Origin of the sequence: Pseudomonas sp. NPDC088890 (assembly GCF_044900155.1) — a bacterium.
Classification (GTDB): Bacteria; Pseudomonadota; Gammaproteobacteria; order Pseudomonadales; family Pseudomonadaceae; genus Aquipseudomonas; species Aquipseudomonas urmiensis.
In genome coordinates, this window is the sequence record NZ_JBJDNG010000005.1 from 139,674 (window position 1) to 157,180 (window position 17,507).

The 17,507-nt window shown below is 63.8% G+C and carries 11 protein-coding genes; all 11 read right to left on the reverse strand.

Translation table 11 applies throughout. The features are described from left to right. Positions 1-192: 192 nt before the first annotated feature. Positions 193-1,863 carry an FMN-binding glutamate synthase family protein gene (locus tag ACI2JX_RS13085; RefSeq protein WP_404690228.1) on the reverse strand — a complete coding sequence of 557 codons (1,671 nt, stop codon included), beginning with the start codon at positions 1,861-1,863 and terminating at the stop codon, positions 193-195. 140 nt (positions 1,864-2,003) lie between these two features. Further along, entirely contained in the window at positions 2,004-2,435 is a 432-nt protein-coding gene (locus ACI2JX_RS13090) for a hypothetical protein (RefSeq protein WP_404690229.1), read from the reverse strand. Between the two features lies 1 nt (position 2,436). After that, positions 2,437-6,864, reverse strand: a complete 4,428-nt coding sequence (locus ACI2JX_RS13095) for an RHS repeat-associated core domain-containing protein (protein WP_404690230.1) — start codon at positions 6,862-6,864, stop codon at positions 2,437-2,439. 9 nt (positions 6,865-6,873) lie between these two features. Continuing rightward, a complete protein-coding gene (locus ACI2JX_RS13100; protein ID WP_404690231.1) occupies positions 6,874-7,305 on the reverse strand; it encodes a DcrB-related protein in 432 nt (143 codons plus the stop codon). Between the two features lie 11 nt (positions 7,306-7,316). Then, positions 7,317-9,254: a type VI secretion system tip protein VgrG gene (locus ACI2JX_RS13105; protein ID WP_392463989.1), complete on the reverse strand. Its 1,938-nt coding sequence runs from the start codon at positions 9,252-9,254 to the stop codon at positions 7,317-7,319. 11 nt (positions 9,255-9,265) lie between these two features. Beyond that, on the reverse strand, positions 9,266-11,941 hold the full coding sequence (tssH, locus tag ACI2JX_RS13110; RefSeq protein ID WP_404690232.1) for a type VI secretion system ATPase TssH: 2,676 nt from the start codon (positions 11,939-11,941) through the stop codon (positions 9,266-9,268). Next, a complete protein-coding gene (tssG, locus tag ACI2JX_RS13115) occupies positions 11,934-12,986 on the reverse strand; it encodes a type VI secretion system baseplate subunit TssG (protein ID WP_264235233.1) in 1,053 nt (350 codons plus the stop codon). The genes tssH and tssG overlap by 8 nt, the downstream gene beginning before the upstream one ends. Continuing rightward, positions 12,950-14,812 carry a type VI secretion system baseplate subunit TssF gene (gene tssF, locus ACI2JX_RS13120; protein ID WP_264235234.1) on the reverse strand — a complete coding sequence of 621 codons (1,863 nt, stop codon included), beginning with the start codon at positions 14,810-14,812 and terminating at the stop codon, positions 12,950-12,952. The genes tssG and tssF overlap by 37 nt, the downstream gene beginning before the upstream one ends. Beyond that, entirely contained in the window at positions 14,809-15,324 is a 516-nt protein-coding gene (tssE, locus tag ACI2JX_RS13125; RefSeq protein ID WP_264235235.1) for a type VI secretion system baseplate subunit TssE, read from the reverse strand. The genes tssF and tssE overlap by 4 nt, the downstream gene beginning before the upstream one ends. A 123-nt stretch (positions 15,325-15,447) precedes the next feature. After that, a complete protein-coding gene (locus ACI2JX_RS13130; RefSeq protein ID WP_186552835.1) occupies positions 15,448-15,936 on the reverse strand; it encodes a type VI secretion system tube protein Hcp in 489 nt (162 codons plus the stop codon). Between the two features lie 66 nt (positions 15,937-16,002). Further along, positions 16,003-17,496 (reverse strand): type VI secretion system contractile sheath large subunit, encoded by a 1,494-nt coding sequence (tssC, locus tag ACI2JX_RS13135; protein WP_264235236.1) that lies wholly within the window; start codon positions 17,494-17,496, stop codon positions 16,003-16,005. Between the last annotated feature and the right edge of the window lie 11 nt (positions 17,497-17,507).

Consider the following 17,507-nt stretch of genomic DNA (forward strand, 5'->3'; position numbering starts at 1 on the left):
GCTGCTCTGAAGATTGGCGCCGCTCCCACAGGATTAACGCTGCTCTGAAGATTGGCGCCGCTCCCACAGGATTAACGCTGCTCTGAAGATTCGCGCCGCTCCCACATGTACAGCGCCAGTCTTCAAGCAGCGCTATTCCTGTGGGAGCGGGCTCGCCCGCGAAGGGCCGCAACGCGGCCCCAAAATGGCGAGTCATGCCGGGGCTGTTTGTTTGCGGCGTACCGTAGCCACGGCTGGCGCCTTGTCAATTTCTCCCGTCTCTGGCGCAAAGCTGTCACTGCGCGCCATCCGCCACATCCGCGCATAGAACTCACTTTCGATCGAGCCACTGAGCAATTCGCCTGGCTTGAGGAAGGTATGCAGCTGCGAGAACAGGCCAATTTCACTGGGGCTGATACGCCGCGCCAGGTGCTTGGGCTTGAGCTCCGAGGGATGCTCAAGCCCCGCTGCGGCGAGCATCTCGGCCAGGGCATGCAAGGTGTTGCGATGGAAGCTGGCCACGCGCTCGGCCTTCTCCGGCACCACGAGCGCACGCTGGCGCAGAGGATCCTGGGTCGCCACGCCAGTCGGGCATTTGTTGGTATGGCAGCTCTGCGACTGAATGCAGCCAATGGCGAACATGAAGCCGCGCGCCGAGTTGACCCAGTCGGCGCCAATGGCCAATACGCTGGCGATATCGAATGCGCTGACCAGCTTGCCCGCCGCGCCGATGCGTACCCGATCACGCAGGTTCAAGCCGACCAGGGTGTTGTGCACGAACATCAAGCCCTCCCGCAGCGGTACGCCGATATTGTCGGAAAACTCTCGCGGCGCCGCGCCCGTGCCGCCTTCACTGCCGTCGACGACAATGAAGTCCGGGGTAATGCCGGTGGCCAGCATGGCCTTGGCGATGGCCATGAACTCCCACGGATGCCCCAGGCAAAACTTGAAGCCCACCGGCTTGCCGCCAGACAGTTCCCGCAGCAACGCGACGAAGCGCAGCAGCTCGACCGGGGTGCGGAAGGCGCTGTGGGCGGCCGGCGAGATGCAGTCCTCACCTTCGCGCACGCCACGGGTGGCGGCGATTTCCGGGCTGACCTTATGCCCCGGCAAGATCCCGCCGTGGCCAGGCTTGGCGCCTTGGCTGAGCTTGATCTCGATCATCTTCACTTGCCCATCGCGCGCCTGCTCGGCAAAGCGCTGCGGATCGAACCGGCCCTCGTCGGTGCGACAGCCAAAGTAGCCACTGCCGATCTCCCAGATCAGGTCGCCGCCGTGCTCGCGATGGTAGGGGCTGATACTGCCTTCGCCGGTGTCATGGGCGAAGCGGCCCAGCCGTGCGCCCTTGTTCAGGGCGGCAATGGCGTTGGCGCTAAGGGCGCCGAAGCTCATCGCCGAGATATTGAAGATCGATGCCGCATAGGGTTGCAGGCACTGCGGCCCGCCGATACGGATGCGAAACGACGCCGGATCCGGCGTTTGCACCGGCAGCATCGAATGGCTGATGAACTCGAAACCGGTCTTGTAGACGTCATTGAGCGTGCCAAAGGCTTTCTCGGCACTCTCGTTCTTGGCGCGGGCATACACCAGTGAACGTTGCGCGCGGGAGAACGGCAGCTTGTCGTCATCACCTTCGATCAGGTACTGGCGGATTTCCGGGCGAATGGTTTCGATCAGGTAACGGATGTTGCCCAGGATCGGGTAGTTGCGCCGCACCGCGTGATGGCTCTGGCGCAGGTCGTTGAGGCCGACCAGGCTGAGCAGGGCAGTGATCACGCAAAACGGCCACAGCCAGCTGTGCTGGGCGAGCAAAGGGATACTGGCAAAGGTGAAGATCAGGCAGGCGGCCAGGCAGGCGTAGCGGCTGGGGAGCGACTCTTTCATGGGTCCATCGTAGGCAGGATGACCCGACCTAGGATAGGCAAAGCAGGCGCGCGGAAAACCAGGGGTTTCGGTAAAAGACTCTTGCGCGCGCGCAGCTTGTGTTCAATGGATTGCTTACGCTAAGACCACCTGCAATGCGATCAATCCAGTTCGAAATACCATTCGAGGAAGGCGTTGAAATCTGGCCACTGAGGTTTCACTTTGCCTGCCAGGAAATCGGCCAGCAACGGGCCGGCCTCCAGCTCAAGCACTTCGCCTGTATCGCGGTTGTAGAAGAAACCGTGTTCGGAGTGGAACCCGTCCAGTGGCAGGTATGCTTCTGGCAGCCCCATCACATGGGCAGCCTTGATACTACCCATATAGCTGGAGTTCACCAGGAACCAGCCCACCTGAAACATCTCCACATGACGACTGAGAAAGGTCGGACCGTCTTCGGCATGCAGGAAGAAGCGCACGAAATCAGAGTCCATGGGGAGGCCAAGGCCAAGCAACGCTTGGCGGTATTCTTCAGAGGCATCATCGAACCACCAGCCTTTGGTCTTGCAGTGGTTGATCAGTTTTTCGGAAAGCATGTCAGGCTCCACAGCGGTTTGGTTTGCCACCGCCCTTGATGGAGGCAGTGGCACGTTGTTTCCAGTATGCCTCACGGTCAATGTCAAACGCGCTACGGTTGACCGGATTGTGTGGGTGAGCATTGGGCAAGTGCGGATGCAGCGCCTTGCTCTTTTGGAACCGATTATGGGTATCGGCCGACAGTTCGAACAAGGATCCGATGCCATTCTGCTTGGAGTGGTGCAGGTGGACCACCTCGTACTTGCCGTTCTTGATGATCATCGGACTGCGCTGCTCTTCCAGCACCAGCTGACGGTTGGTTTTCACGCCATTACGTGTATTGACCTTCAAGTCCCAGTCGATCTCCTGCTGATAGACCGTATGCACATTGCCAGAAGGCGCCTCGAACACCGTTCGGGTGAAGATGCCATCCAGGCCGAGCGGGTCGATCCAGGTGAACGGGTTGGGCCCATAGGCATACAGGTTCAGGCCACCGTACAGGCCAATCGGGTCCGGTTGGGTGAAGCGCCCGATATCGGGGTCGTAGTAACGGTGCAGGTTGTAGTGCAGGCCGGTTTCGCGATCAAGGTACTGGCCCTGAAAGCGCAGATTCTGCTCGTCGATGAAGCGCGCCTCGCGCTCCTCGCGCAAGGTATTGCCCCACACCTGATAGCTCGCTTGCCAGAGCAGCTGGCCCTGGTCGTCGGTCAGCTTGTTCGGCAGGCCATTGACGTCGTTATGGAAGTGGCAGACCTGCTGCGTCTGGCCCTGGCCGTCGATGCGCGCAAGTGGCTCGAAGCCGTCGTTGGCATAGACGTAGAGGCTGGCGCGGCCATTGCGTCGCTCGCTCAGCAGGCGCTGGCCCTCCCAGGTGAAGCAGGTCTGGTTCAACAGCCGACCCTGGCCGTCGTACTCGGTTTTTTCCAGCCTGCGTCCCAGCGGGTCATAGCGCATGCGCAGCACGCGTTCGCGCCCTGCCTGATGGCTGTCGACCCGTACCAGACGGTGCTCGGCGTCATAGTGAAAGTGCTGCGTGCCCCAGCGACGGCTGCGTTTTTCCAGCAACCGGCCAAAGGCGTCATAGCGGTAGCGTTTGTCCTGGTAGTGGCTCAGGCGGTTATGGCGAACCGGTTTGGCCGGCGCCTGCGCGGGGTCTATCAGGTTGGCGGCAGCATCGTAGGTGAAGGCTTCATGGGTGCCATCGTGAGCATCCTGGCGAGCGATTATCCGGCCGGCGGCATCGTGGCGTAGCCACTGCTGGTGCTGTTGGCCGGGCTGCTGGCTGAAATGCCCCGCCAGATCATCGGCCAAGCTCCACTGGTAGCTGTCCTGGAACGGCGCCAGCAGCTGGGAGGCTTGGTCGAGCTGGCGAGATTGGCGTCGGTGCAGCCGCCCGCTGCGGTCGTACTCGCTTTGCGTCGCCAGGCGACCTTGCACGCGCAAGGTTTCCCGATGCAGGCGGTCGCGTTCGAAGTCGCAGAGCACCAGGCCGTCGAGGTTGATGTGGTGCAGATGGCCATTGCCGTAGAAATGCCGATTGAGCCAGCGGCCGTCAGGCAACTGGGTTTGCAGGGGATTGCCCAGTTCATCGTAGACCCGCCTCAGTACCCCGCCTGCAGTGTGCTCCTCGGTGTTTTGCCCCAAGGCGTCATAGGCGAACGCTACCCGTTGCGTGTTACCGTCTCGGTCAGTGCCGAGCACTTCCAGCAGTCGGTCCAACGCGTCGTAGCGATACTCGGTAAAACCATCGTCGGTGGTCTTGGCGACCATTCGCCCACCGGCATCGCGGGTGTACTGATGGACGATTGCCGCTGGGTTCGCCTCGGCGAACTCGGGCGAGGGGTAAAACTCCAGCGCGATCAGGTTGTCCGTGGCGTCATAGCGGTAGCGGCGTCCACCGCCGTCCAGCTCTTGCTGGTCAATCAAGCGATCGAGCGGGTCCCAACTGAACCGATAGTGCTCGCCGTTGGCATTGCTCAGGGCAGTCAAGCGACCGTAGGGATCGTAGCGGTACTCCACCTGATGACCGAGGGGGTCGATGCTTTTCCAGGCTTTGCCTTGCCGATTGAAACTGTAGAGGCTGGTCTGCCCGCCCGTATCGCTGTAGCGCACCAGCCGGCCCAGGGCGTCGTGCTCGAAGTGCTCCCGACGACCGTCAGGCTGCACGATGGCGGTCAGGTAGCCACGGATATCCCGCTCATAGGTGGTGCATTCACCCAAGGCATTGGTCACTGCCTGCAAGTGGCCGCGGTGATCGTAGTCGAAGCGGGTTGTTGCAGCAGAACAATCGGTATAGCGCTTGAGTTGGCCCAGTGGGTTCCAGTGCAGTTGCTTGTGCTTGCCTGCCGCATCGATGATTTCCACAACCTGGCCGTGCGCGTCGTAGCGGTAGCGTGTGACCTGGCCCAGCGGGTCGGTCTCACGGGTGCGATTGCCACGCGGGTCATAGCGATACTGCCAACGATTGCCCGCCCTGTCGGTGCGCGCGCGCGGCAAGGCCCAGTGCTCCAGCCACTGAAACGACTCGCTGCGCCCCAGTGGGTCGATACTCTCGGCCAGGTTGCCCGATTCGTCATAAAAGTACTGCCATTGGCCACCATCGGGCGCCTGGGCGCCGAGCAGTTGGCGCTCATCGTTCCACTCGAAGTGCCAGGTGTCGCCCAGCGCATTGGTGAACGAGGTGACCTGATACTGCGGGTTCCAACGACGGGTCGAGACCCGTTGCAGGCCATCGGTGATACGCGTAATGCCCGCGCCAAGGTCATACTCGAAGCGATACTCGTCGCCTTCGTTGGTCCAGTGTCGGACCACCCGCCAACCATCGTCGAAACTCGCCCACTCATAGCAGCACTGCAGGCCGTCGTAGGTCTGGTGCAGGGTCAGGCGAGCGCCGCCATCGTAGCCGAACTGTCGGGTGGGGCGGGCCAGGGCGTCTTCAACCAGGGCCAGGTTGCCGTAGGCGTCATAGCGGTAGCTGACCAGTGTTTCCCGGCTGGGCTGGGGCTGATTTGCCTGAGGGTAGTGACGATCAACCGCGAGCAGCCGCTGTGGCCACTGGCTGCAATAGCGCAGGTGGATCTCGATCTGCCCGCTACTGTCGCGCAAGCGTGCTAGACGGCCGAGGTCGTCGTAGTCCAGGTAGAGGCGGTTGTCGTTGCGGTCGCCCAGCTGGCTCAGGCGCAGGCGGTCAGGGTTGCCTGGCGTAGGCTCGAACAGCCGGTACACCCCTTGCAGGCTTTCGATCAGCAGTTCGCCATTGAGGGCGTGACGCACGCTCAAGCCTTCACTGGCACTGAATACCGCATCGCCCTTGGGGATCTGCCCCATGTCGATGATTCTGGCTTGCTCATCGGTGAACAGCAGGCGTTCTGTGCCCGCGTCACGCTTGAACTCGACGAAGACTTCGTAAGCCACGCTCCAGCCGGGGCCAAACAGCCCGTCGCGGCGTTCATCGCGGCTGTTGTAGTAGCGCTGCCAGGGCAGCGGGATCGGGCCTGGCAGGTTGAAGTCCAGGTCCTCCTCGCCGTTGAGCAACTTGGCGCCAGTGGGCGCGTGGACCGGATTCGGCGAGCCGACGATGGCAGAGGTGAGGGCGCTGGTGACCTGACCGCTGACATAGCTGCTCACGCCACCGATCAGCATGCAGCCAAACCGGCTGTAGAACTTGCCACCACGCCCGCGCAACAGCATCAAGGCAGTGATCGCCAGGCCGATCCCAGGCGTCTTGCCGCTGCGTATCTCGCGGACCACGATAGGCTCGCCGCCGATGCGCACATTGTTCGACACCAGCCCACCGTCGACGATCACCGCTTCACAGGTGCTGCGGTCGCCACTGCGCGCAGCCGGATGGCCGTTGATCAAGACCTTGCTCGAACCTTCGGCAAGGTATTGCGGCGGCATCGGCGGGTGCTTGCTGCACACGACCTTGTCGTCGTTGGCTTCCTGGGTGTTGGCGGCGGGGCTGGCGACGGTGGGGCGCCACATCTGCGAGAAGAACCCCTTGGCCATGTCCAGGAAGGTTTCCTCAGGCTCATCGGCACCCTCTGCGCCGCCTTCCAGTGGCGCGGGGGGCGCGATAACCACACCTGCTGCGCGGGCTGCCGGTTTACCGTTGGTCTTGGTGTCGGGTGAGCCTGAAGCGATGGTCGCCTGCACCGAGGGCGGAAACAAAAAATTGCCGATACCCTCACATAATCGACTGAGCCCAGTGTCGGCGCCGGTCGCCGCCATGGCCACACCCACCACCAGGCCCACCACTGCGCCGAGCACGAAGCAGCCCAGCCCGCCAGTGGCTACGGTGATGCCCAGGGCCGCAGCGACGGCTGCCGTCGCCAGGGCGCCGATGGCCACGGTGGCAGCAACTTCCAGCACGCCGCCGACGATGTCGGCCATCATCGAGGTGTGCAACAGGGCATCGCCTTCGCGTGCCGCCCACAGAGCGTCAGACATGGAAGGGGATCAGCCGAGGTTGTCGAAGTCGAGCGATTGTTTGATCGCCAGCCAATGCGCTGCCTCAGCTTCGCCCAGCGGCTGCGGCTTGACGTAGCTGAGCGCGAACATCCGGCGAGTGCCGGGCAGCACAAAAGCCAGCTGGTACTGGTAGACCTTCTCCTGGCCCTTGCTGAACTGGCTGCTCAGCTCGATCGCGTCAATGCCTGTGGCGCCCACGCGCACCGCCTGGGCGGGCTGGAAGTTGAGGTCCTTGACCTGCTGTTGCAGGCGCTGCAATTGGCCATCGAAGTTGCTGTGCAGGGTCTCGCCCTCGGCCAACAGGCTACGGCTGACGATCAAGGAGGTGCCCAAGGCCTCGAAGCGCAGGATATTGATCGTGGAGTCCTGCACAGTGGGGTCAGGCAGGGCGAAGCGGAATTCGTTGAGGCGGTAGCTCATGGGGCATCTCGTTACTTGCTGGAGTCGGGGAACATGGCCTTGACCGAGTCCTGGATTTTTTTCTGCACACCTTGCTCATTCGCTGCGGTTTGCGCACCGCTGCCAACGTTCAGGTCGAGGGTGCCGTCCGTGTTGATCTCGGCATCTTTGCTGGCGTGGAAGCTGAACTGCACGCAGCTGAGGTTGATCTGCCCACTGGCATTGAGCTCGATCACGCTCTTGCCGCAGACCAGCCGCAGGTTGTCACCCACTTCCAGCAGGTAGCTGTTGCCGATGCTGTCGCGTTTGCTCGCGCCGACCAGCAGGACCTCGTCGCGGCGCACTGCGCGCAAGCGATCCTGGCCGATGGTGATGGTCTCCAGCATGCCGACGCTCTGGGTGCGGTTGATGCCTACCGAAAGGGTCTCGCTCTGCTCGACCACGGTGTCCATGTTGCGCTCGGCATGCACGTACAGCTGCTCGGCCCCCTTCTTGTCTTCCATGCGAATTTCATTGAAGTTGGCCGGGCTGCCGCCCTTGCTCGAACGGCTCTTCATGCCGCTCTGGGTGGCATTGCCGGGCAGGTCGTAAGGCACCGTTTGTTCAGCGTTGTAGACGCGCCCGGTAATGATCGGTCGGTCAGGGTCGCCTTCGAGGAAACTGACGATCACCTCCTGGCCAATTCGTGGGATCTGCATCGAACCCCAGTTCTTGCCAGCCCAGGCCTGGGACACACGAATCCAGCAGGAGCTGTTTTCGTTGGATTGGTCATGCCGGTCCCAGTGGAAATGCACCTTGACCCGGCCGTACTGGTCGGTCCAGATCTCTTCGCCGGCAGGGCCTACTACCACGGCGGTCTGCGGACCTTTGACGATCGGTCGCATGGTGCTCGAAACCGGCCGATAGCTCTGCTGCGCAGCGATGCAGCTGAGGTTGCTTTCGAACTGCGCCGAGCCGCTGCCACCGCCGGTCTCCAGGCGCTCCTGGACCACGTAGTAACGGGCAGAGACGATCAGGTACTCGCGGTTCTGGTCCTGGCGGGTAAAGCCGCTGAGGCTGAACAGATGGCCGCTACCCAGGCCGCGGGCGTTGCCGCGCAGCTCGACCCGCTCGTGCAGGCTTTGCAGCGACTCCAAGCGGGTGCGCGCATAGTGCTCGCCGTCCTGCGACTGTTCGTAGGCGCCGGGGTAGTCGAACAGCGGATAGTCGCCGGCCTGGTGCGGGCGTGGCATCGCCGAGCGTACGTCGATGCGTGCGCTGGGGCGCTGGAAGTCGTAGTCGTTGAGCTCGAGCGAGCCTGGCTGCACTTCCTGGGCAAGGTGCCAGTCATTGATATGGTCGCGTTCGCGGTGCTGCCCATCCGGGGGATAGAAGGGCACCGACTCGTAGCCCGGCGCCTTGTGGTGGGCGCCGTAGGCGTCGGCCAGCACCAGTACGTGGCGCTCTTGTTCGTGGCGGAAGAAGTAGTAGATGCCTTCTTCCTCCATCAGCCGGCTGACGAACTCGAAGCTGGTCTCGCGGTACTGCACGCAGTATTCGCGTTCGCGATAGCTGCGGCTCAGGGCGTCCTCGAAATCGGAGAAACCCAGGTCGCGGAACACCTGCTTGATGATCTGCGGCGCGCTCAGGTGCTGGAAGATCCGGCAGTCGCTGGTGCGCGTCAGCAGCCACAGCCACGGGCGCAGGGTCACCCGATAGCTGGCGAACTGGCCACGGTCGACCGACTGGCTGCAGCGCGCGACGATGCCATGGAAATAGCGCGAGCCACCCAGGCTCAGCTGCAATGACAGGCTCATCGGCTTGCCGAGCAGTTGGTTGAGGTCGATCGCCGGATCGTCGCTGGTCAGTTGCAGCTCATAGTCGAACAGGCGGCCGAGTTCTTCGCTGCCGCCCATCTCGCTGAGCAGCAGCACGTCTGGGCCCAGAGGGCTGTTGATCTGCGCCAGGCGCGTGAGTTGCTTGAACAGCATGAAAGGTCCTGTCAGCTGGCGGCGCTGAAGTCGTAGTGCAGGTCATTGTCGCGGCGGCTGATGCTGACGCTGGCCAGCGGCTTGCCTTCGAGCAGGCGCGTGAGGAACTCGCGACTCATGTCCGGCAGCAGGCCATTGGTCAGGATCGCGTCGATCATGCGTCCGCCGCTTTCGCTCTCGGTGCAGCGCGAGACGATCAGCTCGACCACGCCTTCGTCGTAGGCGAAGCCCACCTTGTGGGTGCTCTCCACGCGCTTGCGGATGCGCTCCAGTTGCAGCCGAGTGATGGCCTTGAGCATGGCATCGCTGAGCGGGTAGTAAGGGATGGTCACCAACCGGCCGAGCAGCGCCGGCGGGAATATTTCCAGCAACGGCTTGCGCAACGCGCTGGCGACCGACTCGGGATCGGGCAGCGCTTGCGGGTCGTTGCAGGTGCTGGCGATCAGCTCGGTGCCGGCGTTGGTGGTGAGCAGGATCAGGGTATTGCGAAAATCGATCTGGCGACCTTCGCCATCCTCCATGACGCCCTTGTCGAACACCTGGAAGAAGATCTCGTGCACATCCGGGTGGGCTTTTTCCACCTCGTCGAGCAGCACCACGCTGTACGGCCGACGACGCACCGCCTCGGTCAGTACCCCGCCTTCGCCGTAGCCGACATAGCCGGGTGGCGCACCCTTGAGGGTCGACACGGTGTGGGCTTCCTGGAACTCGCTCATGTTGATGGTGATCAGGTTCTGCTCACCGCCATACAGCGCTTCGGCCAGGGCCAGGGCGGTCTCGGTCTTGCCTACCCCAGAGGTGCCGGCGAGCATGAATACGCCAATCGGCTTGTTCGGGTTGTCCAGGCCTGCGCGCGAGGTCTGGATGCGCTTGGCGATCATCTGCAGGGCGTGGTCCTGGCCGATGATGCGCTTGGCCAGGTGGCTGTCGAGGTTGAGCACCGTCTCGATCTCGTTGCGCGCCATGCGTCCGACCGGAATGCCGGTCCAGTCCGCGACCACCGAAGCCACCGCTTGGTAGTCCACGGTTGGCAGAATCAGCGGCGACTCGCCTTGCAGCGCGCTCAGGCGCTGTTGCAGGTCGATCAATTGCTCGCGCAGGGCATGGCTGCCCTGAACGTCGATCTGCTGATCGACCACGCCGACGTGTTCGCGCAATTGCGCGCGAGTGGCCAGCAGCTCATCGACCAGGGCTTTTTCTTCGGCCCAACGGCTTTCCAGCTCGGTGAGGCGTTGGCGCTCTTCGCTCAGGCTGGCCTCGACCTTGGCTTGGCGCTGGACGGTGTCGACGCCGATGGCGCTTTCGCGGGCGATGATCTGCAGCTCTACCTGCAGGGCCTCGATGCGTCGGCGGCTGTCGTCGACCTCGGCCGGGACCGCATGCAGGCTGATCGCCACGCGTGCGCAGGCGGTGTCGAGCAGGCTGACCGACTTGTCGGGCAACTGACGCGCCGGGATGTAGCGGTGCGACAGCTTGACCGCGGCCTCCAGGGCCTCGTCGAGGATTTGCACCTGATGGTGTTTTTCCATGGTCGAGGCAACGCCGCGCATCATCAGCAGCGCCTTGTCTTCGCTCGGCTCGGCCACTTGCACCACCTGGAAGCGCCGGGTCAGGGCCGGGTCTTTCTCGATGTGCTTCTTGTACTCAGCCCAGGTGGTCGCAGCCACGGTGCGCAGGCTGCCGCGCGCCAGTGCCGGTTTGAGCAGGTTGGCCGCATCCCCGGTACCGGCTGCGCCGCCTGCGCCGACCAAGGTGTGCGCTTCATCGATGAACAGGATGATCGGCTTGGGCGAGGCCTGGACATCCTCGATCACCTGGCGCAGGCGCTGTTCGAATTCGCCTTTCATGCTCGCACCGGCCTGCAGCAGGCCAACATCCAGGCTGCGCAGCTCGACGTCCTTGAGCGCTGGCGGTACGTCGCCAGCGACGATACGCAGGGCGAAACCTTCGACCACCGCCGTTTTGCCAACTCCAGCCTCACCGGTAAGGATCGGGTTGTTCTGCCGGCGGCGCATGAGGATGTCGACCAGTTGGCGAATCTCTTCGTCACGGCCGACGATGGGGTCGAGCTTGCCGCTGCGGGCCTGCTCGGTGAGGTCGACGGTAAAGCGCTTGAGCGCTTCCTGCTTGCCCATTGCCGCGGGCGCTACAGCGCCGCTGGCCTCGCCGGGAGCGGCGGCAGTGAAGCCGTCGCTGGCACCCAGGTTGTTTTCGGGCGAGTCGCCGACATACTCATCGAAACGCTCGCTCAAAGCCTCGACCTTGATCTTGGCGAACTCGCTGGACAGCCCCAGCAGGGCGTTGCGCAGGCTTGGTGTCTTGAGGATGCCCAGCAACAGGTAGCCGGTACGCACCTGGCTTTGGCCGAACATCAGGCTGCCGTAGACCCAGCCGCGCTCGACCGCTTCCTCGACTTGCGATGACAGGTCGGTGATCGAGGTCGAGCCGCGTGGCAGGCGGTCCAGCGCGTCGGTCAAATCCCGCGCCAGGCGCGCAGGTTCGATGTTGCACTGGCGTACGATGCGGTGCAGGTCCGAGTCCTGGAGTTGCAGCAACTGGTGCAGCCAGTGCGCCAGTTCCACGTACGGATTACCCCGCAGCTTGCAGAACACGGTGGCGGCTTCGATCGCCTTGTAGGCGACGCTGTTGAGTTTGCCGAACAGCGCGGCGCGGCTGATTTCACCCATGTTGCTGACTCCTTGTACCCGGTGGTGTGAGTGGCTGCTCGGCGTAATACCGGGCTAGCTTGAGATCGTTGGCATCGCGTGCTGGCTGGCCGAGCCAAGTATCGAAGCCCAGGCGTTGGCCTGCATTGAGTTGCAGGGCGGGGACCTGCTCGCGTTGCAGAATCAGGTTCAAATCCCAGTCCAGCTCGTGGCCCTGGTACTCAGCGACCCAGGCGGCCAGTTCGATGAATGCGCTGCCGCCGGGCAGCAGGGCGTGGTACTGGTCGAGGGTCAGCGGGCCCAGGCACAGGCGAAACTTGTGCTGGCGGTCCCAGACGTAGCGGCCCAGGCACAGATCCACCCCCAGGCGATTGGCGCGCACGCCGAGCTGGCTGCGCTCGGGCAGCTCAAGCCATTGGCCGACGTACTCTTCAAGTTTCACCGGCACGCCGAAGTAACTGGCCAAAATGCTGCACAGCCCATCGGGGTAGCGGGTTTGCGCGGCCAGGTGGCCGGAGAAATGCAGCTTGGCGGTATCGGCCAAAGGCCCCTGGCCTTGCAGGGCCGGCAGGCCACGGCCGCTCAGGGCGGCCAGGCGCGCGGCCCAGTAGTCATCACCCGGGCGGTCGTGGCTGACCGTTGGCCGCGCCTCGGCCCAGGCCCGGTAGAACAGGCTCAGCAGGCGGTGGTGGAAGATGTCCAGGAAGCGCTTGCTGGTGTGGTCGGCGTGATTGCGCTGGCGTTCACGCATGTGTTCGGTGAGGTGCAGCGGCAGTGGCCCGTTGGGGCCGCCGAGGCCGAAGAAGAACTGCTCGAGGCGCGCAGGCCGCTGTTCTTCAGCTGGGCTTACCGAGGCCAGGGTTGCCGGGGCGAACGCGCAGTCCAGGCGCTGGCCAAGGCGCACCGGCTCATCGGCCAGGCGCAGCGAATGGCCGAAGCGCGGCAGGTCGGGGTGTTCTGCTTCGAGCCGGCGCAGGGCCTGGAAGAAATCGTACTCCCAGGGCTCGGCCTGCATGGCCTCGAGCGTGTTCACAGGGTCGGTCGGCGTCCGGGCTTGGCTTTCCATCGCATGATCTCGCCGCGCTCAGTGGTGCGCAGCACGGTTTCGGTGAAGCTGTTGATGGACACGTAACGGGTGAGGAAACGTTCGAACACCGCGCCGAGCAGAAACACCCCGGTGCCGCGGAAGGCGTTCTCGTCGAACGCCAGGGTGATCTCCAGGCCACGGCCGAAAACGATCGGCCCGGGCATCGGCAGGCGCCGGGTGCAGGCTCTGCTGCTGACCTCGCGCAGGCCGTCGATCTGCAATTGCAGCGCGCTGTCCTGGCTGTCGCCATACAGCCGGAGCAACTCGCGCAGGGCGGCTGCGCCCTGGCCTTGCTCGGTCAGTGACAGGTAGTTCAGCGACAGCTGGCTGATCAGCCGCCAGGCGCGGTTGTCGTGGGCGTGGCTGGCGCGCGGGCGGCTCGGCCCGGCCAGGCAGCGCACGGCCGACACCGGGGCGCTGTCGGCCAGGCTGAAGTCGCTGCGGCCGTCGCCGATGTTCATGAACAGCGGCAGGTCGCGGTTACTGCACAGCGCGCTGATGCCCAGCTGGCGCAGGTCGTGGCGATACGGCGCCTGTTGGCCGTCGACCAGGCTGACGAAGGTCTCGCTGCCCATGTAGCTCGAACGGGTGCCATTGCGCCGCTGTTCGCTGGACAGCACGCGCGGCTCACGGCGCACGATGTAATAGGACTGCTCGCGGCCATAGCGCGACGGATCGCGTACGGCGTAGAACGGCAGGAATTCCTGATCGGCGCCGGTGCCATGGCCAGTCACCCGGTGCAGCGAGTGGATCTCGAAATCGGTCGGCCGGGTGCGGTCGGCAATCACATGGTGTTCGTTGACCTTGTCGCTCAGGTGAATGCGGTCGACCCGACGCGGGAACAGGTTGATCGCCGGGGTACAGAAGGGCACGAACTGGGTGGCCGTGACGCTGCTTTCCAGGCTCTGGTCGAAGCGCTCGAACAAGATCAGCAGCTCCAGCTCTTGGCCGCTGCAGCGTTTGACCGCGCGCTCCAGGCCGGCGAAATCGACGAACAGAAAGCGCTGCGGCAGGGCGAAGTACTCTTGCAGCAAGCGGTAGCCCTGAAACGCCTGGGGCACCACCGGCAGCGCCGCCTCCTGGTCATCGAAGCCGCAGGGTAGCAAGGCTTGCTCGACGGGGATGCGCTCGACCCAGTCAGCCCCTGGCTGGCGAACGAACACCGCGCAGGCATTGCCCAGCAGTTGCTCGTAGAGGCGAAACGGCGTTTCGTCGGCGCCGTTGAGGTACAGCGGCAGGTGCTTCAATGGCAGGCTGGCGAACGGCACTTCCGCGCCGCTGCGCAGGGTCAGGCGCAGCCCGGCGCGGGCCTTGGGTTCGCTGCTGGCAAGCCGGCCGAGCACCGCGCCGGGGTTGCCGAAGTACTCGGCGCGGGCCACGTGCAGGGGCCACAGGGTGACGTCCTGGGTGCTGCGAAACTCACAGGGGGTCTGCGTATCGCGGCCAAGGTTGGCGCGCAGCACGCTGCCCCGCGGCAGCTGGAAACCGGCGCTGAGCGAGCCTTCGTCGGGGTCGGTCTGCATCTGCACCACGGTCATCGACGGCGTCGGCGCCAGGTAGTGCGGGTAGGCGATTTCCAGCAGGTTGTGGGTGAAGGTCGGGTATTCGGCGTCGAGCTTCAACTGCACCCGCGCCGTCAGGTAGGCAAAACCCTCCAGCAGCCGCTCGACATACGGGTCGGCGCAGTCGATGCCGGACAGGGTCAAGCGGCCGGCGATCTTCGGGTATTCCTTGGCGAACTCTGCCGCGCTTTCGCGGATGTGCTGCAGCTCCTGGTTGTACAGCTCGAGCAGGCGCGGGTTCATGCACGTCTCCGGCGGTCGGCGGGGGCCACGCGCACATGGCCCGACTCCAGGTCCAGGTCAGTCTGCAGCAGCAAGGGCAGGGCGGCCGGTTGTGCCCACAGGTCGCCTTCGATCTCGAAGCTCAGGGCGTTGGCGTTCATCTCGCCGGGCGCCGCCTGGGCCCGCACTTTCAGGGTGTGGGCAAGAATGCGTGGCTCGTAGGTGGCGATGGCCTGGTGGATGATGCGCTCCAGGGCGGCCAGGTCGATATTCGAGGCACTGTTGCCGGCCAGGGCGGGCAGGCCGTAGTTGATCACCGAGGCACCGGCTGGTGTGTGCAGGGTCGCCTGGGTGTCGAGCAGCGAAGTGGTGTTGAGCAGCCAGGTCAGATCGCGCAGCACCGAGGCCTTGAGCTGTTGCAAGGACAGCACGCGTTTGTCGGCGGCTTCCTGCAGGTTGCCGGGCTCGTCGTCGGTCAGACGATCCAGTAACGAGGGTTGCAGAAGGTCGCGGGCGGCGATGTTGGCTACCACGGAAAAACTCCGCTGGAACAGTTCGGGACCGCGTCGCCTGCTTCGCGAGCAAGCCCGCTCCCACAGGGGCAACCGATGGCCATTGTGGGAGCGGGCTTGCCCGCGAAAAGGCCGACGCCCAGATCAGATCTTGACGTTGGAGCGCACGTTCCAGCCGTACTTGATCGGCCCGCCTTCCTTGGAACCATCGGCCTTCTGCGGTTGGTAGTCGACAGTGACCTTGGCGAAGTTCAGGGTGACGTTTTCGGTCAGGCGATCATCGCTGCCCGAGCCGCCGGTGCTCAGCGAGCTGATCAGCACTTCTTCAAGGTTGATGATCAGGTACTCGACCTGGCTCTCGCCGCCGGCTTTACGCACGGTCAGCTTGACCTTGTCGATGTGCTTGCCGCTGGAGCAGTGGGCCATCAGGTTCGGGCTGGATTTGTCGACGTACTTGGTGATCGACAGGTCCTGGATATTGACCTTGCCGGCACCGCCGCCACCGCCCATGTGCATGTTGCCGGACTGGGACATGCCCCAGCTCCAGTTGAGCACGTCGATCTCGTCCTTGTGGGCCTTGTCCATGGACTCGCCCTTGATGTCGCCGATCTTGATGAAAATATCTACAGCCATGATGTCTCCGGAATGTCGCGTCGTTTGGCAGTGCTAGAGGGCGGTGATGCCGCCCCTTCGCGAGGTTTAGGCGCTCTTGGCCGATGGCAGCTTGGAAACCAGGCGCAGCGACACGGTCAGCCCTTCGAGCTGGTAGTGCGGGCGCAGGTAGAAGCGCGAGTTGTAGTAACCCGGGTTGCCCTCGACTTCCTCGACCACCACTTCGGCAGCCGCCAGTGGGTGCTGGGCCTTGGTGGTCTCGGTGGAGTGCGCCGGATCGCCGTCGACGTAGTTGAGGATCCAGTCCTGCAGCCAGCGCTGCATCTCGTCCTTTTCCTTGAACGAGCCAATCTTGTCGCGAACGATGCACTTGAGGTAATGGGCGAAACGGCAGGTGGCGAACAGGTACGGCAGGCGCGCAGCCAGGTTGGCGTTGGCGGTGGCGTCCGGGTCGTCGTATTCGGCCGGCTTTTGCAGCGACTGGGCGCCGATGAATGCGGCGAAGTCAGTGTTTTTCTTGTGCAGCAGCGGCATGAAGCCGTTCTTCGCCAGCTCTGCCTCACGGCGGTCGGAAATAGCGATTTCGGTCGGGCACTTCATGTCCACGCCACCGTCGTCGGTGGGGAATGTGTGCGCCGGCAGGCCCTGCACTTCGCCGCCCGACTCAACGCCACGAATGCGCGAGCACCAGCCGTAGTGCTTGAACGAACGGTTGATGTTGACCGCCATCGCGTAGGCTGCGTTGGCCCAGGTGTACTTGCTGCTGTCGGCGCCGTCGGTGTCTTCTTCGAAGGCGAAGGCTTCCACCGGGTCGGTCTTGGCCCCGTAGGGCAGGCGTGCGAGGAAGCGCGGCATGGTCAGGCCGATGTAGCGCGAGTCTTCCGACTCACGCAGCGAGCGCCAGCCGGCGTATTCCGGGGTGGTGAAGATCTTGGTCAGGTCACGCGGGTTGGACAGCTCCTGCCACGAACCCATGCCCATCACCGTCGGCGAGGCGGCGGAAATGAACGGTGCGTGCATCGAGGCGCACACCTTGGACATCTCGCCGAGCAGCTCGACATCCGGTGGCGACTGGTCGAAGTAGTAGTCGCCGACCAGGCAGCCATAAGGCTCGCCGCCGAACTGACCGTACTCTTCTTCGTAGAGCTTCTTGAACACCGGGCTCTGGTCCCAGGCGGTGCCCTTGAATTTCTTCAGGGTCTTGTGCAAGTCGTTCTTGGAGATGTTGAGCACGCGGATCTTCAGCTGCTCGTCGCTCTCGGTGTTGTTGACCAGGTAGTGCAAGCCACGCCAGGCGCTTTCCAGCTGCTGGAAATCGGGGTGATGGATGACCTGGTTGACCTGGGCGGTGAGCTTGGCGTCGATGGCGGCGATGATCTGCTCGATCGAGCCAATGGCATCGTTGGAGACCAGGTTGGTCTGTGCCAGGGCCTGCTCGGCGAGGGTGCGCACGGCGCTTTCGACGGCTTCCTTGGCGCGCTCGGTCTTGGGCTTGAACTCTTGCAGCAGCAGCGCTGCGAATTCACTCGGCTCCTGGGTGGTGGCCGGTTGCGACTGGGTGTCGCGCAATGGATCGTTCATGGGCGGTCTCC

What these genes read in the sequence shown, in the direction of transcription:
- ACI2JX_RS13085 (WP_404690228.1), bottom strand. Translation starts at nt 1,863, where the DNA reads ATGAAAGAGTCGCTCCCCAGCCGCTACGCCTGCCTGGCCGCCTGCCTG.
- ACI2JX_RS13090 (WP_404690229.1), bottom strand. Translation starts at nt 2,435, where the DNA reads ATGCTTTCCGAAAAACTGATCAACCACTGCAAGACCAAAGGCTGGTGG.
- ACI2JX_RS13095 (WP_404690230.1), bottom strand. Translation starts at nt 6,864, where the DNA reads ATGTCTGACGCTCTGTGGGCGGCACGCGAAGGCGATGCCCTGTTGCAC.
- ACI2JX_RS13100 (WP_404690231.1), bottom strand. Translation starts at nt 7,305, where the DNA reads ATGAGCTACCGCCTCAACGAATTCCGCTTCGCCCTGCCTGACCCCACT.
- ACI2JX_RS13105 (WP_392463989.1), bottom strand. Translation starts at nt 9,254, where the DNA reads ATGCTGTTCAAGCAACTCACGCGCCTGGCGCAGATCAACAGCCCTCTG.
- tssH (WP_404690232.1), bottom strand. Translation starts at nt 11,941, where the DNA reads ATGGGTGAAATCAGCCGCGCCGCGCTGTTCGGCAAACTCAACAGCGTC.
- tssG (WP_264235233.1), bottom strand. Translation starts at nt 12,986, where the DNA reads ATGGAAAGCCAAGCCCGGACGCCGACCGACCCTGTGAACACGCTCGAG.
- tssF (WP_264235234.1), bottom strand. Translation starts at nt 14,812, where the DNA reads ATGAACCCGCGCCTGCTCGAGCTGTACAACCAGGAGCTGCAGCACATC.
- ACI2JX_RS13130 (WP_186552835.1), bottom strand. Translation starts at nt 15,936, where the DNA reads ATGGCTGTAGATATTTTCATCAAGATCGGCGACATCAAGGGCGAGTCC.
- tssC (WP_264235236.1), bottom strand. Translation starts at nt 17,496, where the DNA reads ATGAACGATCCATTGCGCGACACCCAGTCGCAACCGGCCACCACCCAG.